The sequence below is a fragment of the Nesterenkonia aethiopica genome (assembly GCF_039534665.1).
Classification (GTDB): Bacteria; Actinomycetota; Actinomycetes; order Actinomycetales; family Micrococcaceae; genus Nesterenkonia; species Nesterenkonia aethiopica.
Map to the genome: position 1 here is coordinate 45,213 of NZ_BAAAVT010000008.1, position 23,242 is coordinate 68,454.

The following is a 23,242-nucleotide window of genomic DNA, read 5'->3' on the forward strand; positions in this document are numbered from 1 at the left end:
GTGGCGCGAGCCGAGGACGCGGCGTCGTCGTCCGGTGTGTTCGTGGCCGTGTCCGAGGTGGCGTCCGAGTTGGTGTCCGAGGCGGGAGACTCGGATCCTGAGGCCGCCGGGGGTTCCGGCGAGCTCGCCGGAGTCCCGTTCGCCGTCAAGGACAACATCGACGTGCAGGGCCTGCCCACGACGGCGGGGAGCGGGCTGTTCGAGGGCAACGTGCCGCGTCATGATGCGAGCGTCGTCAGTGTGCTCCGCGACGCCGGCGCCTGGGTCGTGGGCAAGACCAACATGCACGAACTGGCACTGGGCGTGACCAGCAACAATGGACATTTCGGGCCGGTGCGCCACCCCGTGGATCGCACTCGCACGGCCGGTGGTTCCAGCGGTGGCAGCGCGGCGGCGGTCGCCAGCGGCGTGGTGCCGTTCAGCCTGGGAACCGACACCGGTGCGTCGGTGACCCTGCCCGCGTCGTTCTGCGGTGTCGTCGGATTCCGACCGACGACGGGGCGCTATCCCGACGATGGGCTCCTGCGCATCTCATGGACCCGGGACACCGTCGGGCTGCATACGACCACCGTGGCGGATGCCCAGCTCCTCGATGGGATCATCACGCGCGAGTCCGAGTCCGAGTCCGAGTCCGAATCCGGGGCCGAGGTGGGGAGCAGGCCGCTGGCAGGTCGCAGGATCGGCGTCCCAGCCGGTAGATTCGACGACCTCTCACCGGAGGTGGATGCTCTGTCCCGGGCCGCACTGGGGCGGCTGGAGGACGCCGGTGCGACGCTCGTCGAGGTCTCCGTCAGGGATGACCTCCGGGCGGCAGCCGAGGGCGGTATGACGGTCGTGCTCTATGAAGCGGCACAGCTGCTCCAAGAGCAGCATGCGATCTTCACCGGCGGAACCCCGGGGGCTGCCCTGGCAGAGCTGGCGGATTCCGTCGACTCTCCCGATGTGGCAGGGCTGCTGAGGCACCTGTCCGCCGCCCCAGTCAGTCGCGAAGACTATGAGACGGCGCGGAGGATGGTGTGGCGGCTGCGCGGGGCCTATGCGTCGGCGTTCAGGGATCCACACGTCGAGGCCCTCATCTCGCCGACGGCTGTGGCGCTTCCTCCTCTGTTGGGTGAGGATCAGACCTTCCGCCACAACGGGCGGGACGTTCCGGTGTTCGAGACGTTGATCCGCAACACCGGCCCCGGAACGTCTGCGGGCCTGCCGATGATCTCCGTCCCGGCGGGTCGTGCGGCCGACGGCATGCCGGTCGGCATGCTTCTCGAGGGCCCTCGATCCGCCGATACGGCCTTGTTGAGACTCGCCGCCGCGGTGGAGGAGGCGTTCGCGGCCTCAGCCCGCTGAGACGGCCGCGAGACGCCGACGCGAACGGCGCCGCGCGCCGTCGTCCCGTGAGCATTGACACCCAGACATGTATTTGCGATAGTGAACGCCAGTGGTCGGTTCCCGTGGAAGGCGGATGAGATGACCTCGGCTCACAGATCGCATACCCCGCTCGCCCTGGCCGCGCTGGCGGTCCTCCTGGCCTCCGGCTGTGTGCCGCTGGGCGAACCGGCGGCCTCCCAGGAGACCCTCGACTCCACCAGCGACGATCCGACCGTGGACGGGGGAGCGGACGAGGCCGGCGCTGCGGACGGCGCCGGCGACGATCCCACTGACGAGCCCACGGACGAGCCCACTGACGAGCCCACGGTGGAGGCCGAGGGCGAGGTCGTGATCGACTCGGGTGCGGATCAGCTTCCCGACGGCATGGGCGTCACGGCCCAGACCACGCTCTGGGATTTCCTCAACGATCAGGAGGTCGAGGCGCAGGTCACCGTCTACCCGCTGGTGAGGACTACCTTCGACGGCGAGGACTTCCTGGCCTCGCGCATGGACTTCACCCTGCTCAGCGAGGACGGCGCGCTCGATCTGGACCACACGCTGAGATCCCACACCGAGAACCCGGTGGAGGTGCGTCTGGTGGACACCGAGGCCATGGACATCCAGCTCACCACGGTCAGCTCGGACGGCCAATACGTCTGGGACTTCTTCGCGCTCGACCGTGACCTGGTCCTGCCGGACCAGGGTGGGACCTGGGTGTCCTACTTCGGAGACACCGGTTTTGAGGAGGCGGCCCTGTTGTTGCCGTACTTCGGGCTCGTGGAGGGCGTGGAGGTCTTGGATCCCGATGACCTCGACGCTGAGGTGCTGGAGGCCTACCCGCTGCTGGAGGATCTGGAGGACCCGCCGGAGCGGATCGAGCCGCGGATCTTCCCGGCGGACATCTATCGGGAGCGTGACGGCGGAGACGTGACCATCCGCGACGACGACGGCCAGGCCACCTTGACGATGGCCTCCGACGTGCTCTTCGACGTCGACGAGCACGAGCTCGATGACGACGCCGACGCCGCACTGCAGGCCGCAGCCGAGGAGCTGGAGCGTCTCGACGGCGGTGAGCTGTTCATCATCGGGCACACCGATGACGTGCTCGACGAGGACTACAACCAGGCGCTCTCGGAACGGCGTGCGGAGTCGGTCCATGACCGGCTCGACGACCTCACCGACCTCTCCGGCTTCGACATCACCGTGGAGGGCCGGAACTTCCAGGAGCCGGTGGCGGACAACGAGACCGAGGAGGGGCGGGCGCAGAACCGACGCGTGGAGCTGCGCTTCGAGCTCCCGGACCTGGAGGACCTCAGCGACCTGGAGCAGATCGGCGAGCCGGCGGAGCCGCAGGGCCCGGTGGGTGCGGCCGACGACGTCTTGGAGGTCACCGCGGAGGACGGCCGATCCGCGGAGGTCGCCGTGGAGGAGCTCTATCAGGTGGACAGCCTGCTGGTGGGTCGTCTCTCGGTGGAGATCACCCAGAATGCGGACGGCCACGACAGCTCAGGCTCGTTGGCCTGGCCGTTCAGCTTCGGCCCCGGCGGCGAGCGGGATGACCTCGATGCGCTGGCCGACGGGGGGCAGGCGGATGCGGTGACCCTGCTGATCGGTGACAGCCGGGTCTTCCCTCTGGAGATGAGCGGGCAGGGGTTCGTCTTCGGAGTGGACGAGGACGGCGAGTTCATCATCGACGACCTCCCCTGGTACTCGCCCATGGCGGACCAGTACTTCGGCGGTGACTACGGCGCGGCCGAAGGTGTCCGGGGCGTCGTCACCGTGGTCTGGCCTCTGGTCTCCAGCGAGGAGGTGACCATCGACGTCCCGGTGGAGACCGAATGGGAGGACCGTGAGGGCTTCGACCCGTGGAGGTTCGAGGACGTCCCGGTCCAGGAGCACCGGCAGGACGACGACACTGACGAGGACACTGACGAGGGCTGACTCCCGAGCGTCACTCGCCGCGGAAGGTGGGGGTCCGCTTCTGCTGGAAGGCCGCGAAGCCCTCGGCGTAGTCCGCGGAGTCGCAGAGCCGCCCCTGGGCCCGGTTCTCCTCCTCGAGGGACTCCCACAGCCCGATCCGCTCATCCCGCACCCGGGCTACCAGCGCCTTGGACTCGCGGAACGCCAGCGTCGCGCCGGAGGCCGCCCGGCGGGCCTTCTCGCGGGTGAAGTCCACCAGCTCCTCGGGCGGCAGGCACCGGGAGAACAGCCCGGAGGCCACCGCCTCGGCTCCGGACATCAGGTCGCCGGTGTAGATCAGGTCCAGGGTGCGGTGCGCCCCCAGCCGCTCGGTGAACAGGGCGTGGCCGCCCGAGTCCAGGGTGGCGCCCAGCGCGGCGAACGGGGAGCCGATCTTCGCGTCCTGGGCCACATAGACGACGTCGGTGGCGATCGCCAGGCCCAGCCCCACGCCCAGGCAGGGGCCCTGCACGGCGGCGAAGGTCGGCGCGGGGAAGTCCGCCATCCGGCGAAGCACCGGGGTGACCTTCTCCTGCAGATAGCCCAGGGCGTCGTCGGTGGCGGGGTCCACTCCGGAGATGTCCCGCCCGGCGCAGAATCCCTTGCCCTCGCCGCGCAGCAGCACCGCGCGCACTCCGGCCTCCTCGGCCTGCCGGTAGGCCTCGTCCAGTGCCGACAAGGCCTCCTCGTCCAGGGAGTTCAGCTTCTTCGGGGCGTCCAGGACGATCTCGGCCAGGCCGTCGTCGAGGTGGGTGCGGATCACAGGGCGGCTCCTCAGCGGCACGTCAGCAGGCGGGGCGGGCGGGTCTGGGTGGGTCTGGGTGGGTCGGGCAGGTCGGTCGGTTCGGGGCCGTGTCAGGCGTCGTAGTCCACCACGAGCTTCTCCGCGGTGGGACGGGTCTGGCAGGTGAGCACATAGCCGGCCTCGAGCTCGTCGCTCTCCAGGGCGTAGTTCTCCTCCATCTCGAACTCCCCGCACACCACCTTGGCCCGGCAGGTGCCGCAGACGCCGCCGGCGCAGGCGAAGGGCACGTCGGAGCGGGAGCGCAGCGCCGCATTGAGCACGGTCTCCCCGGATCCCTTCGGGGAGGTCACCTGGCCGGTCAGCCCGTCGAGGGTGAACTCGATCTCCACGGTCTCGCCGTCGGCCTCCTGTTCCACCCTGCGGCCCTGATGTCCCTCGGGGCGGTCCGGGCGGCCGGTGGTGAACAGCTCGAAGCGGACCTTCTCCTCCGGCACGCCGCGGGCGGCCAGCTGGTCGCGGACCAGCTGGACCAGCTCGAAGGGTCCGCAGAGGAACCATTCGTCGGTCTCAGGGACGCGGAGCACCTTGTCCAGGAGGTCGCCGAGCTTCTCGACGTCGATCCGGCCGGTCAGCAGCGGGTTGATGCGCTGCTCGCGGCTGAGCACATGGTGGATCGCCAGCCGGGAGGGGTGGCGGTCCTTCAGATCGCCCAGCTCCTCGGCGAACATGACGTCGCCGGCGGAACGGTTGGCGTAGACCAGGTCGAAGGTCGAGCTGTCCGAGGCGGCCAGCACAGAGCGGGCGATCGCCATGATCGGGGTGATCCCGGAGCCCGCGGCGAAGGCCACCAGGTGCACATCGGGTCGGCCGGCCACGGCTTCGGCGGCGAGCTCCTCGGGCCGGTTCATCGAGGTGATGGCGGTCTTGGACACGAAGGTCCCGGAGGGGTTCATCACCTGCAGCGTGTCACCGGGGGAGAGGTGCTCGTTGGCCCAGGTGGAGAAGGAACCGCCGAGGTCGCGCTTGATGGCGATCCGGATCTCGCCGCGCGTGGGCTCCTGACACAGCGAGTAGGAGCGTCGGATCTGCTGGCCCTCGATCTCGGCGCGCAGCGCCACGTACTGGCCGGGCGCGTAGTCGAAGTCGTCCTGGAGCTCCTCCGGCACGGCGAAGGTGACCTCCACCGAGTCGGGGGTGAGCCGCCGCACCTCGGAGACGGTCAGGGTGGAGAACTTCGCGCGGCGGCGCTTGGTGGTCTTGATCTGCATCAGTGCACCTTGAAGTGGTCGAAGGGTTCCAGGCACTGCCGGCACTGGTAGAGGGCCTTGCAGGCGGTGGAGCTGAAACGGGTCATCTCGCGTGTGTCCGGGGAGTCGCAGTGCGGGCACTTCACACTCAGCCCGACCCGCACAGGGCCGACGGCGGCCCGCCCCGTGGGCGGAGCGATCCCGTAGGCGCGCAGCTTCTCCTTCCCGGCCTCCGTCATCCAATCGGTGGTCCAGGCCGGCTGCAGCACCGTGTCCACGCGGACGCGCTCGTGGCCGGCGGTGCGCAGCGCTTCCCGGACATCGGAGGTGATGGTGTCCATGGCGGGGCAGCCGGAGTAGGTGGGAGTGATCACGACGACGGCGGTCCCATCCTCGTCGAGGCGGGCCTCGCGCAGGATGCCCAGGTCCTCGATGGAGAGCACAGGGATCTCCGGGTCGTTGACCGTGGCGGCGACCTCCCACACGGTGCGTTCCCTGCCGTCGTCGAGGGCTGGCTTCGTGCTCTGGTCAGTGGGCTCCAGTGACGGGTGGCCGGCCATCATAGTCTCGGCCACGATGCGGGAGGCCTGGCGAGGGTCAGATGTCTTATAGCGTGTGCTCATGTCGTCCTCCGTCCTGCCGGCACGGGTCCGGACTGCGATGCTCACCAGGTCGCCCCGGGGTGCTGCCGGGCGAGGACCTGCATCTCGGCGAGGATGTAGCCCCGCTGCTCGGAGAACCGTCCGGTGCGGTCCGAGCCGTAGGCCCCGGACATCTCCGGGACGGTGAGACCGGCGGCCTCGATGGCCTCCCGGAGCCGGTGCAGAGTGTCCTCGCGCAGGCTGGAGGGCAGGACCGCGACGTCGCCCAGTGCGGGGATCGGGTCGACGTCGAGGAACAGCTCCTCCACGTAGGACCACAGCGAGTCCAGCCCGTCCTGGATGCGGCGGCTGGACTCCTCGGTGCCCAGTCCGAGCCTCAGGGTCCACTGGGCGGCATGGTCCTGATGGTACTGGACCTCCTTGAGTGCCTTGTCCGCGATGGCGGCCAGGGTCGGGTCGGTGGAGTGGACCAGCCGGCTGTAGAGCTGGTGCTGATAGGTGCTGAAGATCAGCTGGCGGGCGATCGTGCGGCCGAAGTCCCCGTTCTCCTGCTCCACGAGACGGCAGGAGCGGAACTCCTCCTCATCGCGGAAGTAGGCCAGATCGTCCTCGGTCTTGCCCCAGGCGGTGCCCGCATAGGTGAGGAGGAAGCGGGCATGTCCCAGCAGATCCAGGGCGATGTTGGCCAGCGCGACGTCCTCCTCCAGCTCAGGGGCGCGGGAGATCCAGGAGCTGAGGCGCTGGGAGAGCATCAGGGCGTCGTCGCCGAGGATCATCGCGTAGCGGGCAGTGGCCTCGTCGGCGACGGCGTCGGAGGAGGCGATCTCCTCCGGGGTGATCGCCTCGCCCTGGGACTGGCGCGTGGCGGAGTCGTGGGATGCGAAGTTCACAGGTGCTTCACCCCTTCTGACTGCGTGTAGTAGGTGGCGTGACGGTAGCTCTTGCCCTGCGGGGACTCGAAGAACCCGCCCTTGGAGTCGGGGTCGGAGGCCATGATCGCCTCGGCCGGCACCACCCACACCGAGGTGCCCTCGTTGCGCCGGGTGTAGAGGTCCCGGGCGTTGCGCAGCGCCATGGTGGCGTCCGGGGCGTGCAGCGAGCCGGCGTGGACGTGGGAGAGTCCACGGGAGGAGCGGATGAACACCTCCCACAGGGGCCACGAGCCGGAGTCTGCGGGGTCGATGGAGGTCATGGGCCTCGCCTTTCCTGAGGGTGTCTCGGGAGTCGAAGGGTGGTGGGGTGTGATGGGCCGACGGATCAGGCGCCGGCGAGGGCGGCCTGTTCCTGGTGCTGGCGGCCGGCGTAGGCCGCGGCGGCCTCGCGCACCCACGCGCCCTCATCACGGGCGCGGCGGTAGTGCTCCAGGCGCTGGCGGCTCAGCGGGCCGTTGCCCTTGAGCACGGAGAAGAACTCGTCCCAGTCCAGCGCGCCGAAGTCGTAGTGGCCGCGTTCCTCGTTCCACTGCAGCTCGGGGTCCGGCAGCGTCAGTCCCAGCGCCTCGGACTGGGGGACGATCATGTCCACGAAGCGCTGGCGCAGCTCGTCGTTGGAGAAGCGCTTGATGTTCCACGCCATGGACTGTCCGGAGTTGGGGGAGTCGCTGTCCGGCGGGCCGAACATCTGCAGGGCCGGTCCGTAGAAGCGGTCCACGGCGTCCTGGGCCATCTGATGCTGTTCCTCGGTGCCGTGGGAGAGCGTGTAGAGGATCTCCCAGCCCTGCCGCTGGTGGAAGGACTCCTCCTTGCAGATGCGTACCATCGCGCGTCCGTAGGGCCCGTAGGAGGCGCGGCACAGGGGCACCTGGTTGGTGATGGCCGCGCCGTCGACCAGCCAGCCGATGGCGCCGACGTCGGCCCAGGTCCGGGCCGGGTAGTTGAAGATGGAGGAGTACTTCGCGCGGCCCGTGTAGAGCTGGTCGAACATCTCGTCCCGCGGAGTGCCCAGCGTCTCGGCTGCGGAGTAGAGGTAGAGTCCGTGGCCGGCCTCGTCCTGGACCTTGGCCATGAGGATGGCCTTGCGCTTCAGACTCGGGGCGCGGGAGATCCAGTTGCCCTCCGGCTGCATCCCGATGATCTCCGAGTGCGCGTGCTGGGAGACCTGGCGGACCAGGGTCTTGCGGTACGGCTCGGGCATCCAGTCCCGCGGCTCGACGCGGGAGTCGGCGGCGATGAGCTCCTCGAAGCGCTCCTGGCCGGCCCGCGCGGCGTCCTCGGCCGCGGTCGCGTCGGAGTCGTCCGCCAGGCGGAGCCGCGGTGCGTGGTGGTCCTGGGAAGGGTGCTCTGCCGACATGCTGGTCCTCGTTTCCGTCGCCTGAATTACCGACCGTTCGTTCAGTATAGCAGGGTAGGTGTGATGGTCAACACACGATGACCTGGGGATATGTGGTTCAGCAGATGCGCGGGGAGCGCGTCGATCGGGCGATGCGACGGGCCTCGTCGGCCGTGAAGCCTTCGGTGGGCACTCGCATCGCACGAGCGGCGGCAGAAGGATGTGGTGGCGGCGTCAGCTCCGCGGGGAACGCAGCCCGTCCAGCAGCAGGTGGGTGACCGTCGCGGCCAGGGCGTCGTCGGGCTGCCCGTCCTGCGGGCGGTACCAGTCCACCAGGGAGTTGACCATGCCCATGGCCAGGCGGGAGGCCGTGCGGGCGTCGACGTCCTCGCGCAGGTCGCCGTCGGCCTGGGCCTGACGGATCAGCTCTGCGATCCGCAGGGTGATCTCCCGGCGCCGCTGCAGGGCCTTGACCTCCATCTCCGAGTTGCCGCGCAGCCGCAGCAGCAGCGTCACGTACGGCAGGGAGGCGGTCAGGACCTTCACCGACTCCCGGATGATGGTCTCCAGCTCGTCCACCGCTGGGGCGCCGAGCGCCTCGGCCTCGCTGACCACGCGCTCCAGCTCCGCCAGCGACCGGTTCAACGCGATGTCCAGGATCTCCTCCTTGGAGGACACGTGATGGTAGATCGCGGACTTGGAGATGCCCAGCTCCCGGGACAGCGCTCCCATGGAGGTGGCCTCGTAGCCGTGGCGGTTGAAGGCCTCCACGCAGACGGTCAGCAGGGCCTCGCGGTCATAGCCGGGCCGCCCGCGGCGCGAGGTCCCGGATGAGGTGGGAGTGGTCGTCATGGGCATCAGGCTATCCGGCCTGCCGCGGACGCTCATCATAGATGCGCCGCAGCTTTCCGGAGGAGCGGGCCAGCGATCCCGGCTCCTCCACCGATACTCGGCAGCTGGTGCCGATGCGGACTTTGATGCGGCGGGCGAGCTCCGCGCCGGCGGATTCGGCGGCCGCGCCGTCGCACTCCGGCCGGCGCTCGATGTGGACCGTCATCTCGTCCATGGTTCCTGGGCGGCTCAGGCGCAGCTGGAAGTGCGGAGAGAGCTCCTCGATCTCCAGGGCGATCTCTTCGATCTGGGAGGGGAACAGGTTCACCCCGCGCAGGATGATCATGTCATCGCTGCGACCGGTGATCCGGGCCATGCGCCGGTGCCCCGGCCGGTCGGTGCCCGGCATCAACCGGGTCAGGTCATGGGTGCGGTAGCGGATGATCGGCAGCGCCTGCTTGGTGAGCGTGGTGAACACCAGCTCGCCGTCCTCCCCCGTGGGCAGCGGCTCCTCGGTGATCGGATCGATGATCTCGGGGCGGAAGTGATCCTCCCAGATGGTGGAGCCGTCCTGCAGCTCCCAGGACTCGCCGGCCACGCCCGGGCCCATGATCTCGGAGAGGCCATAGATGTCGCAGGCCCGGATCGCGAAGGTCTCCTCGATCTCATGCCGCATCTGCTCGGTCCACGGTTCGGCGCCGAGCACCGCGATCTCCAGGGAGGTGGAGCGCGGATCGATGCCGGCCTCGCGGAACGTGTCGGCCAGGGTCAGAAGATAGGTGGGCGTGCACAGGATGACGCGGGGCCGGAAGTCCTGGATCAGCTGCACCTGCTTCTCGGACTGTCCGCCGGACATCGGAATCACGGTGCCGCCGAGCCTCTCGACGCCGTAATGGGCGCCCAGGCCCCCGGTGAACAGGCCGTAGCCGTAGGCGTTGTGGACGAGGTCGCCCGGCCGGACGCCCGAGAATCGCAGACAGCGGGCCAACAGCGACGCCCAGACGTCGATGTCGTCCTGCGTGTAGCCCACCACGGTGGGGCGACCGGTGGTGCCCGAGGAGGCGTGGATCCGGCGGACCTGCTCCATGGGCACGGCGAAGGCCTTGAACGGGTAGGCCGCCCGCAGGAACTCCTTGTCGGTGAAGGGGAACTTCGCCAGGTCCTCCAGGCTGCGCAGGTCATCGGGTCCCACGCCGTGGGTGTCGTAGAGCGCGCGGTAGGCGGGGACGTTGTCGTAGGCGTGCCGGACGGTGTGCTGCAGTCGGGTCAGCTGCAGCGTCTCGATCTCCTCGCGGGTGGCCAGCTCCTCAGGGTCCGGCAGGGCGGGGTCGTGGGACTGTGGGCTGTGACGGATGGGCTCGTCGGCCAGGGTGCTCATGGCTCACTTCTTTCCGGGGGACGGGACGGTGCGGGAGCGGCCGCGGAAGACGGCGATGGTCTCGTCCCCGCGGGTGACGGTGACGTCATAGACTCCGCTGCGTCCGGAGCGGGAGACCTCCACGGCCTCGGCGATGAGCTCATCACCCAGCCAGGCGGTCTTCAGGAAGTTGATGTCGGCCCCGGAGGCGACGGTCACGGTGGCGTCGTCGCCGTCCGGGTGGTTGCATGCCATCGCGAAGCAGGTGTCGGCCAGGGCGAAGATCATTCCCCCGTGGACGATGTCGAAGCCGTTGGTCATCTCGCGGCGCACCGTCATGCGCAGGCGGGCGTGCCCGGGGTCGGCCTGGAGCACCTCGGCGCCGAGCCAGCGGGTGCAGCGGTCCGTCTCCAGCATCCTGTGCCGGGGTCCGCCGTCGGGCATGATCACGCCTTCGTAGGCCAGCTGGGTGGGCTCGGTCATCGACACTCCTCGACTTATTTCCAGACCGATTGGTCGGTAAGTCAACTCAAGCATCGCCGTCATGTGATGTCAAGCACATCTCTGGGCGGCGGCCCGGTCGGCGGCAGAGGGCGGCGGCCCGTGCGGCGGCCCGGTCGGCGGCAGAGGGCGGCGGCCCGGTCCTCTCAGTCGTCCGCGGCGGGCTTCTCGAGCATCGGCGCATAGCCGGATCGGAAGTCCGGGTGCCTCAGCCCGCCCAGGAAGCGGTGCAGCGCCGCGCCGTTGACGGCCCGGCCGTGGGCCGGCGTCGCGCTCCACAGGGGGTCCTCCCGCCCGGTGTGGAGCACCTGGTCCAGTGCGACGCCCTCCGGGATGAGGTGCGGCCACGGACGCGGCAGGCCGAGCTCATCGGCCAGCCAGTCGTGCACCATCCCCACCGGCACGGGCAGCTCGTCCACACCCAGCAGCACCGAGGGGCGCTCGGATGCGGTGACCATCGCGGCGGCCGCCGCGGCGGCGTCGTCCACGTGGATCCGGTTGGAGATCTTCCACGGGTCCGTGCCCAGGCTTCCGGCGGTGGAGGCCTGGGCGGTACCGGTCAGCTCAGCGGCGGCGCCGAACCCTCCGCCGAGCACCTGGTCGAGCAGCCGTCGACGTCCGGGCCCGTAGATCCCGGCCAGGCGCAGCACCACGGACTCCACCGAGTCGTCGCTGCGCAGCAGCTGCTCGGTCTCGGCCAGCACCTCGCCGGTCGGAGTGTTCGGGTGCAGGGGAGAGGTCTCATCGATCAGGCCCTCCTCCCCGCCATGGACCGCGGTGGAGGACACCAGCACCATCCGAACCCGCCGTCCGGAGCGGCCGCCCAGCCGATCGGCACGCTCCAGCAGTGCACGCAGGCCGTCACGGTACACCGCTCGGTAGCGCGCTGCGGAGCGCGCCCCGGCGGTCGGACAGAACACGACGGCGGCGGTGTCTTCGGGCAGCTCGGGCAGCTCCGAGCCGCGGGTGAGGTCCGCCGCGACGCGGCCGAACCCCTCCGGCAGCGTCGAGGGGTCACGCTTCCAGCCGTCGACGGCGCGGCCCGCCGACCGCAGCAGTCGTCCGATGCGGGCCCCCAGGTCGCCCGCGCCCACGATCACCACCCGGCCGACCTCGGAGGACTCTGCGGTGGGGCCGGTGCTCGCCGTGGGGGAGGTCATGGGCTTCAGGCTACCGGCCCCGTGCTGTTCAGGCCCAGTGCTGTTCAGGGCCAGGGCAGCTCAGCCCCAGGGCCAGGGGGCGCCGTCGAGCAGCTGCCAGCCGCCCAGGGCCAGCGCCGCGACGCAGACCAGCCAGAACAGCCCCACCCACAGGGCCGCGGGAGTGCGGGTGAGGCGGGCCAGCTGGTCGGCGTCGCTGTCACCGCCGCGGGTGCGTCGGCGCTGGCGCTGCAGCTCGACGACCGCCCGCGGCGCCGCGAGGAGCAGTGACCACACCACCAGCTGGGCGGCCGCCGAGAGCACCGGACCGGTGGCCCACCAGGACAATGCGCCCACCGTGGCGCCGAGCAGCAGCACCACCCACAGGCCGTAGAGGTTGCGCACCAGCAGGAGCATCAGGGCGCTGGTGATCACCAGGATCCACAGCACCGCCGCCGCGTGGCCGGCGCCCAGCAGCATCGCGCCCGCGGCCCCGGCCACGGCCGGGGCCGGGTAGCCCGCGCACAGCGTGGCGATCATGCCGGGGCCGTCCGCCCGTCCCCGGGAGACCGTCAGACCGGAGGTGTCAGCATGGAGGCGCACCCCCTGCAGTCGCCGGCCCGCCAGGGCCGCGACGACGGCGTGGCCCGCCTCATGCACCAGCGTCACCAGGTGCCGCACCAGGCGGTACCCGCCCGGGCTCCAGATCACGGCCAGCACGACGGCGGCCAGGAGCAGGGACACCTGCCATCCCACGGGATCCTGGGCGGCGGCCACCCTGTCCCAGAGCTGGGCGGGCCAGTCTGCGAGCGTCGACATGTGCGGTGCCAGGGAGGTCGCAGGCGGGGGCGACGCTGTAGCACCCGCGGAGGGGGCGGTCTCGGAGACGATCATGACGGACAGTGTGCCGTCTCCGTCCGGATGCGAGCTGACAGCGCGCGGTCGGCGTCGCCGACGTCTGACGTGACGCTGCTCACCGCGATACTCTGGCTGGACGTCTGACGGGACGACGGCGTCCTCTGCGGTGCGGCCGCGGCGTCGTCCGGCTCCCGGACAGGATGCGACCATCACTGCAGCAGAGGAGAGTCATGTCTGGAACTGTCATCGTCGCCGGTGCCCGCACGCCCATGGGGCGGCTGCTGGGAGGGCTGTCGTCGCTGTCGGCCGCGGAGCTCGGTGCGGTCGCCATCTCCGGCGCCCTGGAGCGTGCCGGGGTCTCCGGTGACGCGGTCGACTATGTGGTCATGGGTCAGGTGATCCAGGCCGGCGCGGGGCAGAACCCTGCACGCACCGCCTCGATCGGGGCCGGGATCCCCGCCTCGGTGCCGTCGATCACCCTGAACAAGGTGTGCTTGTCCGGCCTCAATGCCGTGGCCACCGCCGACCAGCTCATCCGCGCCGGGGAGTGTGAGATCGTCGTCGCCGGCGGGATGGAGTCGATGTCCAACGCGCCGCACCTGCTGCCCGGCTCCCGGACCGGTACCAAGTACGGCGACACCGCGCTGGTGGACTCCATGGCATACGACGCGCTCTACGACCAGGCCACCTCTCAGGCGATGGGGGCGCTGACCGAGTCCTGCAACACCGGCGAGGCCGAGGTCTCCCGGGAGGAGCAGGATCGGGTGGCCGCCGCCTCGCACCAGCGCGCCGCCGCCGCCCAGGAGAACGGCCTCTTCGCCGCGGAGATCGTCCCGGTGGAGGTGCCGCAGCGTCGCGGGGAGCCGCTGGTGGTCGACGCGGACGAGGGCATCCGGCCCGAGACCACCGCCGAATCGCTGGGCAAGCTGCGTCCCGCCTTCGCCCAGGACGGCACCATCACCGCCGGCTCGGCCTCACAGATCTCCGACGGCGCCGCCGCCCTGGTGGTCATGGCCAAGGAGAAGGCCCAGGAGCTCGGGCTGGCGTGGATCGCCGAGATCGGTGCCCACGGCATGGTCGCCGGTCCGGACTCCTCCCTGCAGCTGCAGCCGGCCAACGCCATCGCGGCCGCCTGCGCCAAGGAGGGCATCGAGGCCGCGGAGCTGGACCTGGTGGAGATCAACGAAGCCTTCGCCGCCGTCGGGGTGGCCTCGGCGCGGCAGCTAGGGATCGGGCAGGAGAAGCTCAACGTCAACGGTGGGGCCATCGCCCTGGGACACCCGGTGGGGATGTCCGGCGCTCGGCTGCTGCTGCACCTGGCGCTGGAGCTGGGACGCCGCGGCGGTGGGATCGGCGCGGCCGGCCTCTGCGGCGGCGGCGGTCAGGGTGACGCCCTGATCCTGCGGGTCTGGGCAGGAGGATCTGAGTCGCAGGCCTGACCGTTTTGCCCCGACATGATTCTGGAACCTCGCGAAGGTCAGCGGGGTTCCAGAATCATGTCGGGGCGCCAGTGGTGGACGATGACGCTGTGGCGCGTCAGGTCGAGGAGCGTATCGGACGATTGCCTCCTTGGCAATGCACTCAGCGTCGAATCTCCTTCTCTGTGACGATAATCACCTCTAAGTTAGTCGGGACAGCGCTGTCCACTGCCTGAGGGGGAGACCAGATGTCCGAGCCCGCCGCACCCGAGCGACCCACCGTCCGCAGAAGAAGAGGCCCCGCCGTGAGCTCCCGCGGAGCGACGACGGCCGTCGCCCTGGCGCTGGTCGGCGCGCTGCTGGCGCCGCCGTCGGCCTGGGCCGACGCCGAGCAGGAGTCCGCTCCGGAGCCAGACGTCCAGGCGGAGGAGCTCGAATGGCAGGAGATCACCTTCGGCCAGTCCACCGACCTGGACTTCTCCTCCAACGTGCTGCCGGAGAAGGTCGGCGTGAATCATGCTGTGCCTGATGAGCCCGGCACTATCGAGGGGGAGATCTTCATGGAGAGTCGCGGCGGTAAGCTCGCCCCGGGCCACGACGGCCTGACCTTCTACCATGTGACGCTCGACCCGAACGAGCACAATTTCGTCCTCGAGGCGGAGGTGACCGTCCACCAGCTCGGCCCCGAGACCGGGGCGAACCCGAACGGTCAGGAGGGCGCGGGGCTGATGGTCCGCGATCTCAACGGCGGACCCCGTCAGGACCCCATGCTCGAGGGCTTCGAAGAGGTCCCGGCGGCCTCGAACTACGCCTCCACCACCATGCTGCGTCATGGGTCGGTGGGGATGACACGCACCGGCGTCACAGAGCCGTGGGGGACGGTGGGCTCGGAGCGCAGCGCCACGGACCTCGGACGGCACGGACTGATGATCGACGAGCCGGTCACCATGCGCCTGGAACGCACCGACGACGCCTTCCTCATGTCCACCACCTATACGCATCTGGATGAGCCGGAGACCCACACCCACGAGCTCGAGGGCGCGGACTGGGTCCAGGACATCGAGCCGGACCTGATGACCGTGGGCTTCTTCGCCTCCCGCAACGTGGCGGTGACCTTCTCCGACGCCTCCCTGACCCTCAGCGATGCCGACACCCAGCCCCGCCCCGAGCAGCCCGAACCGGTCACCCCGGTCGCCTTCGACCTGCGTGCCCCCGAACATTCCGACAGCACCGACTATCCCTTCGCCGCATCCGCCAGCTACCCGGGCACCGTCGACGTCGCCGTCGACGGGGAGACAGTCCTGGCCGGTGAGCCCATCACCGCGGAGGAGGAGTTCACCGCGCAGCTGGAGCTGCCCGAGGGGGCGAGCACCATCAGCGCCACCTACCACCCGGCCGACGGGCCGGACTTGAGCCCGATCACCCGCGGCGTCGATGTCACCGTGCGCGAGTTTCGCGACGACGCCCCGCTGGTGGTCTCGCCTGAGGGAACCCCCGAGGGGGACGGCACCGAGGAGAGCCCGCTCGATGTGCACACGGCGGTCACCCACGTGCTGCCGGGCCAGGAGGTCCAGCTGCTCAAGGGCGACTATGAGCCGGAGAGCACCATCTCGCTGTCCCCGGCCTACTCCGGCACGGCCGAGGAGCCGAAGACGCTCACCGCCGCAGAGGATGCGGAGGTCACGCTCGACGGTCGGTCCGCCCTGCAGCAGATCATCCGCTTGGACGCTGACCATTGGGTCATCTCGGACATGGAGCTCACCCGCTCCGCCGGCAACGGGCTGCGCTCCTCAGGCTCGCACAACGTCGTCGACTCGATGGTCTTCAGCCATAACGGCAACTCCGGCTTCCAGCTCACCGGTTCCGGCGACTCGGAGGACTGGCCCGCCGAGAATCTGATCGTGAACTCTGAGGCCCACGACAATCGCGACCCGGCCGACATCAATGCCGACGGCTTCGCTGCCAAGCTCGGCGTCGGCCCCGGCAACGTCTTCCGCGGCAATGTGGCCCACCACAACATCGACGACGGCTGGGACCTCTACAACCGGACCAACGAGGGCCCCAACTTCCCGATCACCTTGGAGGACAACATCGCCCACCACAACGGGCAGCTCTCCGACGGCTACAACGCCGGGTCCGGCGTGGGCACCGGCTTCAAGGTCGGCGGCGAGGGCCTGCCGGTGGACCACGTGCTCGCCGGGAACCTGGCCTACGCCAACAACCTGGACGGCTTCTCCGACAACTTCAACCCGGGCCGGCTCGAGCTGACCAACAACACGGCGGTGGACAACGCCCGGTACAACTACATCTTCCGCACCAATCCGTATTTCGAGCCCGAGGAGCAGGGCGTCTTCCGCAACAACCTCTCGGCGCACACGGACAGCCATGACCGGGCGGACCAGGTCTCCGGCGACGTCGACGCCAGCAACGTCCTCTACGACGGCAGCCGCTCACAGACCTCCGACGGGCAGCGGCTCGTGGTGCAACGCGACCTGGTCTCCGCCACGCCGCCGGACTCCCACGCGCGCGACGAGGACGGGGCACTGGTCCACGGCGACTTCGCCCGACCCACGTTCCATTCGTTCCTCACCGGTGGTGGGATCGACGGTGGGCATGTCGGCGCGGTGGAGCCTGCGGGTCATCCAGGAGGACGCGACTGAGCGGAGGTGTGAGTCCACCCCGCCCCGAGTTGATTCTGGAACCCCGCAAAGATCAGCGGGGTTCCAGAATCAACTCGGGGCGCAAGCGGCTGCGGCGCCGACCGGAGCGGTCGGCGGCGGTGCCGCGTCCGTGCGATTCCTGGGCTCCCGGTCTCCTGGGCTCCCGGTCTCCTGGGCTCCCGGGGTTCGACACCTGAGGACACAGACTTGCCCTGATCGCGCAGATCAGGGCAGACTGTGAGGCAGGTCAAGAGTGCCAGCGTCAAACCCCGGTTTGCTGGCCGGCAACCCTCCAGTTCGCGGTGGGGTGCCCCGGGTGACGACCAGGCCCTGCCGCCCATGCGGTGGGGCAAGCGCGGGCCATCACACCACAGTGCGGCCCACAAACCCATGTCCTCGACGACAGGGCCGCCACACGGGCAACAGCTTCGGGCGTCACGCCTGGAGTGTCTCCGACGGTCCTGTCGACACGACCGCATTGAACGGAGACACCTCCCATGACGACCACCGAGCACACGCAGACCCCTCGGTTCGAGACCCAGCAGATCCACGCCGGCGTCGCCCCGGATCCGGTGACCGGCGCCCGAGCCCTGCCCATCCAGCAGACGACCTCCTTCGTCTTCCCCAGCACCGAGGCCGCCGGCAAGCGGTTCGGGCTGGAGGAGGTCGCCCCGATCTACACCCGCATCGGCAACCCCACGGTGCAGGCCGTGGAGGACAAGATCGCCGCGCTCGAAGGAGGTGTCGGTGCCCTCGCCGTCGGCTCCGGCCAGGCGGCGGCCTCGTTGGCGCTGCTCAACGTCGTCGAGGCGGGCGGCCACATCGTCGCCTCCCCGTCGCTGTACGGCGGCACCCAGAACCTCTTCAAGCACACGCTGACGAAGTTCGGCATCGAGGTCACCTTCGTGGAGGACCCGGACGACACCGAGTCCTGGCGGGCCGCCATCCGGGAGAACACCGCGGCCTTCTTCGGCGAGGTCGTGGCCAACCCGCGCGGTGACGTCCTGGACCTGGAGGCGGTCTCCGCCGTGGCCCACGAGCACGGCGCCCCGCTGATCGTGGACAACACTCTGACCACGCCCTACCTGATCCGGCCGATCGAGCACGGCGCCGACGTCGTGATCCATTCCGCCACCAAGTTCCTCGGCGGCCACGGCACGGCGATCGCCGGTGTGATCGTGGACTCGGGGAGCTTCGACTACACCGCCTACCCGGAGCGCTTCCCCGGCTTCAACACCCCGGATGAGAGCTACCACGGCCTCGTCTTCGGCCGGGATCTGGGCGCCGACGGCGTCTTCGGAGTGAACCTGTCCTACGTGCTCAAGGCCCGCGTGCAGCTGCTGCGCGACCTCGGCCCGGCGCTGTCTCCGCACAACGCCTTCGAGATCAACCTCGGCCTGGAGACTCTGAGCCTGAGGATCGAGCGCCACGTGGAGAACGCCCAGAAGGTCGCCGAGTTCCTGGAGGCACACCCGGCCGTGAAGCGGGTCTCCTACCCAGGCCTGGCCTCCAGCCCCTGGTACGAGCAGGCCCAGCGGTACCTGCCGAAGGGCGTGGGAGCGGTGCTCGCCTTCGAGGTCGACGGTGGCGCGCCGGCCGGCCAGGCCGTGGTGGACGCCCTCGAGCTGCACTCGCTGGTGGCCAACGTGGGCGACGTCCGCTCTCTGGCCATCCACCCGGCTTCCACCACCCACCGCCAGCTCACCGAGGACGAGCAGCGCGCCGCCGGCGTCGTGCCCGGTCTGGTGCGCCTGTCGGTCGGCCTGGAGCACATCGACGACATCATCGCCGACCTCGAGCAGGGGCTGGAGAAGGCGATCACGACCGCGGCCACCGGTCCGCAGAGTGAGAAGGCGGCCGCTCCCGAGCCGCAGCCGGTGGCCTGAGGCTAGCCTGAGAGGCCGATGAGGCCCGTACGAATCCGCCGGACCGTCCCGGCAGGCCTGTCCACACTATGAACGACGCAGGAGCTCCGACCCCGATGACCGCCCAGGTGCTGACCTCGACCCTTCGTCCCGACGGCGCGCTCGCCGTCGTCGACGTCGGGGCCCACACCTTCGACGCCGGAGGTGAGCTGCCGGACGTGCAGCTGGCCTACGAGACCTGGGGAACGCTCAACGCGGCGGGCGACAACGCGATCCTGGTCGCGCACGCCCTGACCGGAGACACCCACGTCGCCGCCACGGAGGCCGACCCGGCCCCGGGCTGGTGGGAGGGCCTGCTGGGGCCGGGGCGCCCGATCGACACCGAGAAGTGGTTCGTGGTCGCCCCGGCGATGGTCGGCGGGTGCTACGGCTCCACCGGGCCCGCCTCTCCGGATCCTGAGGGGCGGCCCTGGGGCTCTCGGTTCCCCTTCACCACCGTCCGCGATGCCGTCCGCCTGGAGGCGCGCCTGGCCGATCAGCTGGGGATCCGGCGGTTCCACACGGTGATCGGCGGCTCCATGGGCGGGGCTCGGGCGCTGGAGTGGGCGGCCACCTTCCCGGGCCGAGTGGGCTCGGTGGCGGTCTTCGCCTGCGGCGCGGCCGCCACCGCCGAGCAGATCGCCTTCGGGCAGGCACAGATCAAGGCCATCGAGAACGACCCGCACTTCGCCGGCGGAGACTACTACGGCGGGCCCGTTCCGGAGGAGGGGCTGGGCCTGGCCCGCCGGATCGCGCACATCACGTACCGCACCGAGCACGAACTGGAGGTGCGGTTCGGTCGTCAGCCCCAGGGGGAGGAGGACCCCTTCGGCTGGAGCGCCCGACGTCGGGGCCGCTACCAGGTGGAGTCCTACCTGGACCATCAGGCCCGCAAGCTGGTGGACCGCTTCGACCCGAACGCCTACATCGTGCTGACCGAGGCTCTGATGAGCCACGACGTCGGCCGCGGGCGCGGGAGCGTCGCCGAGGCGCTGTCCCGCGTCACCGCCACGCCGTTCATCGCCGCCGTGGAGTCAGACCGGCTGTACCTGCCCGAACAGTCCCATGAGCTGGCGGCACTGCTGCCCGGCGAGCACGAGGTCCACATGATCTCCTCACCCATCGGGCACGACGGCTTCCTCACCAGCCCGGAGCAGCTCGCGGACCAGATGCGGGAGACGCTGGGGCTCTGAGGCGCTGAACCTCACTCCTCCTCGGCGGCGCCGCTGCCGGGAGGCATCGAGCCGCCGAACAGCGGCTCGAAGGACGGCCGCTTCGCCGTGACCCCGTCCCCGGAGGAGCGTCCGCGCAGTCTGCGCACCACCCAGGGGAACAGGTGGTGGCGGGCCCAGACGACATCGTCGACCCGAGCCTCCCGCCAGGTGCGCTCCGGCACCGGCCGCGGTTCCAGGGGTTCGAGGTCGTGCTCCACATTGAGGGTGTCCAGCACCATCGCGGCGATGGTGTGGTGCCCCAGCGGGGAGAAGTGCAGGCGGTCCTCGTCCCACATCTGGGGGTGCGCCAGCTGCCGCAGGGACCACATGTCCGCCACCAGGGCGTCGTGTCGGGCGGCGACGGTGCGGATGTTCTCGTTGTAGATGGCGACCTTCCCGCGGATCGACCCCACCACAGGGGTCTCACGCACGTCGGGGCCGTTGAACAGCACCACCGCGGCACCCGTGGTGGAGAGGATCTGGACCATCGTGTCGAGGATGCGAGCGGTCTCGTCCGGATCGCCGCCGGGACGGATGACGTCATTGCCACCCGCGCACAGGGTGATCAGATCCGGCTGCAGGTCCAGGGCTGGGGCGATCTGATCGTCACGGATCTGTCCGATCAGCTTCCCCCGGACCGCCAGGTTCGCATAGGCGAAGCGCTTCCCGCCCGGGGAAGGGTCCGCTCCGGCAGCCAGCTCCTCGGCCACCCGGTCGGCCCAGCCGCGGTGGTACCCGGGCCGAGACTCGTCGGGATCGCCGATGCCCTCGGTGAAGGAGTCCCCCAGGGCCACGTAGCGCGTCCAGGGGTGTGTCGGAGTGGTCACCACACCAGCGTCCTGGCCGGGGCCGGGGTGCTGGTGGTCTGGTTGCTCGTCTGGTCTCTCGGCTGATCGGTCCACACGTCTTATTGTGCCTGAGGTTACCGGTCGGTTCCATCCTCCCTGAGGCGGACATCAGCCCGGTTGCACCAGCCGAAGGGACCGGAATGAGAAGATGGTCCGGCCGTCCAGCAGAACAGGCGGTCATCGACGTCGCGTACGAGGAGCAGCCCCGCATGAGTCCCACCCATCCCGAGCCCGTCGTCGTGTGGTCCCGCGAGCCGCAGGACCGCGAAGGCACCCCGCTGGTGGTGATGCTGCACGGCTACGGATCCCACGAGCATGATCTGTTCGGTCTGGTGCCCAGCCTGCCCGAGGAGTTCACCTACGCCTCCCTGCGCGCACCGGTGCCCATGGGTCACGGCGGCTACACCTGGTTCGACCTCGACCCGGAACGGCTGGCCTACTCCTCGGCCGCGGCGCGCGACGCCGTCGAGGACCTGTGGTCCTGGATCGCCTCGGTGAAGGACCAGCACACCTCGGTGACGCTGCTCGGCTTCTCCATGGGGATGGCGATGGCCACCTCCTTGCTGCGCGCTCGGCCCGAGGAGTTCGCCGCCGTCGTCGGGCTCTCCGGCTTCGCGGTGGACCCCGGAGAGAGCTCGGAGATGCAGGACTGGTTCGACGACGCCGCGCTCGCCGCCCGCCGGGTGCCGTTCTTCTGGGGCCGGGACCAGGACGACCCGATCATTCCCGAGGAGCACATCGACTACACCCACCGCTGGGCGAACTCGTCGGTGGAGCTGACCAAGGTGCTCTACGCCGGGGCCGGCCACGGTGTCGTGCCCCAGGAGATCGCCCATGTGGGCGAATTCCTCACCTACATGGTGCTGCGGTCTCGGAGGTCCGCCGGTCGAGCCTGAGGAGCACGACGACGGCGCCCGCTTGCCTCACTCTGCGCTCATCTCACGCTGCGCTCACCTCACTCAGCGGTCGGAGAGATGACGGCGCCGGGCAGCCCCAGCTCTTCGGCGTTGAGCCGGACCACCTGGCCGTGGCGCACCTGACGCCCCCGGCGCGTCTCCACCTCGCCGTCCACGGTCACCGCTCCGGCGTCGATCACCTCACGGGCCATCACCCCGTGCTCGACGACGCCGGCGAGCTTCAGCAGCTGCCCCAGGCGGATGGACTCGTCACGGATCGGGACCTGCTGCACGTCATCTGCGTTCATGGTGTCAGTGTCTCCCACGGGATGCGGCCGTGGCGAGCTGACCGCTTCTGACGCCGCGGCGCAGAAGGCGGCCAGGCGGGTCTACAGTGTTGCCCATGAGCGCAGTCGATCAGTCGCGGCAGTCCTCCGCCGCTTGGTTCGGATTCCTGCTCACCGCTCTCGTCGCCGGGGCGGCCATCCCCAGCCAGGGCCGCATCAACTCGGAGCTGGCCGCAGAGGTGGACGACCCGTTCCTCGCCGCGCTGCTGTCCTTCGGCACCGGGCTGCTCCTGATGCTGGTGATCGCGTACCTCACCCCCACCGGACGCCGCACTCTGGGACAGGTCCGGCCAGCCCTCCGGCGCGGCGAGGTCCGCTGGTGGTACCTGCTGGCCGGCTGCATCGGCGGCTATTTCGTGCTCACCCAGTCCCTGACCATCGGGCTCATCGGGGTCGCGGTCTTCACCGTGGCGGTGGTGACCGGGCAGACCCTCGGCGGGCTGCTGTGGGACCGCATCGGTCTGGGCCCGGCGGGGCGGAAGCGGCTCAACGCCGTCCGGGTGCTGGGCGCACTGCTCACCGTGCTGGCGGTGCTGTGGACGGTCTCGCCGCAGCTGGGAGGCCACGCCGGTTCCTGGGCATGGCTGCTGCTAGTGATCTTCCCGCTGACCGCCGGTTTCACCAACAGCGCCCAACAGGCTCTCAACGGACGCCAGTCGGCGGCCTACGGCAGCCCGATCCCCGCCACGCTCATCAACTTCGTGGCCGGAACGGCAGTGCTCCTGCTGGCCTACCTGGTGAAGGTGCTGGTCAGCGGGGTGGGGGAGACGCTGCCCACCGCTCCCTGGTACTACCTCGGCGGGCCGCTGGGCTGCGTGTTCATCGGGCTCGGGGCCGTGCTGGTCACCCGAGTGGGTGTGCTGCTGGCCGCCATGGGGATGATCGCCGGTCAGCTGATCGGCTCGCTGCTGCTCGACCTCATCGTCCCCGCCCCGGGAAGCGTGGTCACCCTCTCCACGGTGCTCGGCACGCTGCTGACCCTGGTCGCCGTCGTGATCGCCTCCCTGCCGGACATCCGCCGCACCCGCTGAGCCGATCCTCTGCCCGGTGCTGGGCCCCCGGGGCGGCTGACGGGCGGCGGCC

General features: G+C 70.0%; 21 protein-coding genes and 1 riboswitch. Of the genes, 8 read left to right on the forward strand and 13 right to left on the reverse strand.

The window, feature by feature from the left end:
- Together ABD658_RS07405 and ABD658_RS07410 are read left to right on the forward strand one after the other, a co-directional pair.
- Positions 1 to 1,344 carry an amidase family protein gene (locus ABD658_RS07405; protein WP_344682524.1) on the forward strand — a complete coding sequence of 448 codons (1,344 nt, stop codon included), beginning with the start codon at positions 1 to 3 and terminating at the stop codon, positions 1,342 to 1,344.
- A 120-nt stretch (positions 1,345 to 1,464) separates the two neighbouring features.
- Positions 1,465 to 3,306, forward strand: a complete 1,842-nt coding sequence (locus ABD658_RS07410; RefSeq protein ID WP_344682522.1) for an OmpA family protein — start codon at positions 1,465 to 1,467, stop codon at positions 3,304 to 3,306.
- Between the two features lie 10 nt (positions 3,307 to 3,316).
- Here the strand turns inward: ABD658_RS07410 and ABD658_RS07415 are convergent, their stop codons facing one another.
- The 11 genes from ABD658_RS07415 to ABD658_RS07465 form a co-directional block, all read right to left on the reverse strand.
- A complete protein-coding gene (locus tag ABD658_RS07415) occupies positions 3,317 to 4,087 on the reverse strand; it encodes an enoyl-CoA hydratase/isomerase family protein (protein WP_344682520.1) in 771 nt (256 codons plus the stop codon).
- 92 nt (positions 4,088 to 4,179) lie between these two features.
- Positions 4,180 to 5,337, reverse strand: coding sequence for a 1,2-phenylacetyl-CoA epoxidase subunit PaaE (paaE, locus tag ABD658_RS07420; protein WP_344682518.1), 1,158 nt, complete (start codon positions 5,335 to 5,337; stop codon positions 4,180 to 4,182).
- Positions 5,337 to 5,939 (reverse strand): 1,2-phenylacetyl-CoA epoxidase subunit PaaD, encoded by a 603-nt coding sequence (paaD, locus tag ABD658_RS07425; RefSeq protein ID WP_344682516.1) that lies wholly within the window; start codon positions 5,937 to 5,939, stop codon positions 5,337 to 5,339. Before paaD ends, paaE begins: the two co-directional genes overlap by 1 nt.
- A gap of 41 nt (positions 5,940 to 5,980) precedes the next feature.
- A complete protein-coding gene (gene paaC, locus ABD658_RS07430; RefSeq protein WP_344682514.1) occupies positions 5,981 to 6,808 on the reverse strand; it encodes a 1,2-phenylacetyl-CoA epoxidase subunit PaaC in 828 nt (275 codons plus the stop codon).
- Positions 6,805 to 7,110: a 1,2-phenylacetyl-CoA epoxidase subunit PaaB gene (paaB, locus tag ABD658_RS07435; protein WP_070158946.1), complete on the reverse strand. Its 306-nt coding sequence runs from the start codon at positions 7,108 to 7,110 to the stop codon at positions 6,805 to 6,807. Before paaB ends, paaC begins: the two co-directional genes overlap by 4 nt.
- 65 nt (positions 7,111 to 7,175) lie before the next feature.
- Positions 7,176 to 8,207, reverse strand: a complete 1,032-nt coding sequence (gene paaA / locus ABD658_RS07440; RefSeq protein ID WP_344682512.1) for a 1,2-phenylacetyl-CoA epoxidase subunit PaaA — start codon at positions 8,205 to 8,207, stop codon at positions 7,176 to 7,178.
- 213 nt (positions 8,208 to 8,420) lie between these two features.
- A complete protein-coding gene (locus ABD658_RS07445; RefSeq protein ID WP_344682509.1) occupies positions 8,421 to 9,038 on the reverse strand; it encodes a TetR/AcrR family transcriptional regulator in 618 nt (205 codons plus the stop codon).
- A 10-nt stretch (positions 9,039 to 9,048) separates the two neighbouring features.
- A complete protein-coding gene (locus tag ABD658_RS07450; RefSeq protein WP_344682507.1) occupies positions 9,049 to 10,395 on the reverse strand; it encodes an AMP-binding protein in 1,347 nt (448 codons plus the stop codon).
- 3 nt (positions 10,396 to 10,398) lie between these two features.
- Positions 10,399 to 10,857: a hydroxyphenylacetyl-CoA thioesterase PaaI gene (paaI, locus tag ABD658_RS07455; protein WP_344682505.1), complete on the reverse strand. Its 459-nt coding sequence runs from the start codon at positions 10,855 to 10,857 to the stop codon at positions 10,399 to 10,401.
- 164 nt (positions 10,858 to 11,021) lie between these two features.
- Positions 11,022 to 12,035, reverse strand: coding sequence for an NAD-dependent epimerase/dehydratase family protein (locus tag ABD658_RS07460; protein ID WP_344744192.1), 1,014 nt, complete (start codon positions 12,033 to 12,035; stop codon positions 11,022 to 11,024).
- 60 nt (positions 12,036 to 12,095) lie between these two features.
- Complete coding sequence (locus ABD658_RS07465; RefSeq protein ID WP_344744194.1) at positions 12,096 to 12,833, reverse strand: M50 family metallopeptidase; 738 nt, start codon at positions 12,831 to 12,833, stop codon at positions 12,096 to 12,098.
- Positions 12,834 to 13,102: 269 nt separating this feature from the next.
- On the opposite strand from ABD658_RS07465, the gene ABD658_RS07470 reads away from it, so the two are divergent.
- The 4 genes from ABD658_RS07470 to metX all read left to right on the forward strand — a co-directional run bounded on the left by ABD658_RS07470 (position 13,103) and on the right by metX (position 20,047).
- Entirely contained in the window at positions 13,103 to 14,311 is a 1,209-nt protein-coding gene (locus ABD658_RS07470) for an acetyl-CoA C-acyltransferase (protein WP_344682498.1), read from the forward strand.
- Positions 14,312 to 14,595: 284 nt separating this feature from the next.
- Positions 14,596 to 16,950: a right-handed parallel beta-helix repeat-containing protein gene (locus ABD658_RS07475; protein ID WP_344682496.1), complete on the forward strand. Its 2,355-nt coding sequence runs from the start codon at positions 14,596 to 14,598 to the stop codon at positions 16,948 to 16,950.
- A 245-nt stretch (positions 16,951 to 17,195) separates the two neighbouring features.
- Positions 17,196 to 17,312: riboswitch (SAM riboswitch) on the forward strand.
- 135 nt (positions 17,313 to 17,447) lie between these two features.
- Positions 17,448 to 18,836 (forward strand): O-acetylhomoserine aminocarboxypropyltransferase/cysteine synthase family protein, encoded by a 1,389-nt coding sequence (locus ABD658_RS07480; protein WP_344682494.1) that lies wholly within the window; start codon positions 17,448 to 17,450, stop codon positions 18,834 to 18,836.
- 95 nt (positions 18,837 to 18,931) lie between these two features.
- Entirely contained in the window at positions 18,932 to 20,047 is a 1,116-nt protein-coding gene (metX, locus tag ABD658_RS07485) for a homoserine O-acetyltransferase MetX (protein ID WP_344682492.1), read from the forward strand.
- Positions 20,048 to 20,058: 11 nt separating this feature from the next.
- Here the strand turns inward: metX and ABD658_RS07490 are convergent, their stop codons facing one another.
- Positions 20,059 to 20,895, reverse strand: coding sequence for an SGNH/GDSL hydrolase family protein (locus tag ABD658_RS07490; protein WP_344682490.1), 837 nt, complete (start codon positions 20,893 to 20,895; stop codon positions 20,059 to 20,061).
- Between the two features lie 230 nt (positions 20,896 to 21,125).
- Here ABD658_RS07490 and ABD658_RS07495 point away from each other — a divergent pair, with 230 nt between their 5' ends.
- Complete coding sequence (locus ABD658_RS07495; RefSeq protein ID WP_344682488.1) at positions 21,126 to 21,812, forward strand: alpha/beta hydrolase; 687 nt, start codon at positions 21,126 to 21,128, stop codon at positions 21,810 to 21,812.
- Between the two features lie 59 nt (positions 21,813 to 21,871).
- Here ABD658_RS07495 and ABD658_RS07500 read toward each other — a convergent pair whose 3' ends face one another.
- Positions 21,872 to 22,120 (reverse strand): RNA-binding S4 domain-containing protein, encoded by a 249-nt coding sequence (locus ABD658_RS07500; RefSeq protein WP_344682486.1) that lies wholly within the window; start codon positions 22,118 to 22,120, stop codon positions 21,872 to 21,874.
- A gap of 95 nt (positions 22,121 to 22,215) precedes the next feature.
- Between ABD658_RS07500 and ABD658_RS07505 the strand changes: the two genes are divergently transcribed.
- On the forward strand, positions 22,216 to 23,190 hold the full coding sequence (locus ABD658_RS07505; protein ID WP_344682484.1) for a DMT family transporter: 975 nt from the start codon (positions 22,216 to 22,218) through the stop codon (positions 23,188 to 23,190).
- Positions 23,191 to 23,242 lie beyond the last annotated feature (52 nt).

What these genes read in the sequence shown, in the direction of transcription:
- ABD658_RS07410 (WP_344682522.1), top strand. Translation starts at nt 1,465, where the DNA reads ATGACCTCGGCTCACAGATCGCATACCCCGCTCGCCCTGGCCGCGCTG.
- paaE (WP_344682518.1), bottom strand. Translation starts at nt 5,337, where the DNA reads ATGCAGATCAAGACCACCAAGCGCCGCCGCGCGAAGTTCTCCACCCTG.
- paaD (WP_344682516.1), bottom strand. Translation starts at nt 5,939, where the DNA reads ATGAGCACACGCTATAAGACATCTGACCCTCGCCAGGCCTCCCGCATC.
- paaB (WP_070158946.1), bottom strand. Translation starts at nt 7,110, where the DNA reads ATGACCTCCATCGACCCCGCAGACTCCGGCTCGTGGCCCCTGTGGGAG.
- paaA (WP_344682512.1), bottom strand. Translation starts at nt 8,207, where the DNA reads ATGTCGGCAGAGCACCCTTCCCAGGACCACCACGCACCGCGGCTCCGC.
- ABD658_RS07445 (WP_344682509.1), bottom strand. Translation starts at nt 9,038, where the DNA reads ATGACGACCACTCCCACCTCATCCGGGACCTCGCGCCGCGGGCGGCCC.
- ABD658_RS07450 (WP_344682507.1), bottom strand. Translation starts at nt 10,395, where the DNA reads ATGAGCACCCTGGCCGACGAGCCCATCCGTCACAGCCCACAGTCCCAC.
- paaI (WP_344682505.1), bottom strand. Translation starts at nt 10,857, where the DNA reads ATGACCGAGCCCACCCAGCTGGCCTACGAAGGCGTGATCATGCCCGAC.
- ABD658_RS07460 (WP_344744192.1), bottom strand. Translation starts at nt 12,035, where the DNA reads ATGACCTCCCCCACGGCGAGCACCGGCCCCACCGCAGAGTCCTCCGAG.
- ABD658_RS07465 (WP_344744194.1), bottom strand. Translation starts at nt 12,833, where the DNA reads ATGTCGACGCTCGCAGACTGGCCCGCCCAGCTCTGGGACAGGGTGGCC.
- ABD658_RS07470 (WP_344682498.1), top strand. Translation starts at nt 13,103, where the DNA reads ATGTCTGGAACTGTCATCGTCGCCGGTGCCCGCACGCCCATGGGGCGG.
- ABD658_RS07480 (WP_344682494.1), top strand. Translation starts at nt 17,448, where the DNA reads ATGACGACCACCGAGCACACGCAGACCCCTCGGTTCGAGACCCAGCAG.
- metX (WP_344682492.1), top strand. Translation starts at nt 18,932, where the DNA reads ATGACCGCCCAGGTGCTGACCTCGACCCTTCGTCCCGACGGCGCGCTC.
- ABD658_RS07495 (WP_344682488.1), top strand. Translation starts at nt 21,126, where the DNA reads ATGAGTCCCACCCATCCCGAGCCCGTCGTCGTGTGGTCCCGCGAGCCG.
- ABD658_RS07500 (WP_344682486.1), bottom strand. Translation starts at nt 22,120, where the DNA reads ATGAACGCAGATGACGTGCAGCAGGTCCCGATCCGTGACGAGTCCATC.
- ABD658_RS07505 (WP_344682484.1), top strand. Translation starts at nt 22,216, where the DNA reads ATGAGCGCAGTCGATCAGTCGCGGCAGTCCTCCGCCGCTTGGTTCGGA.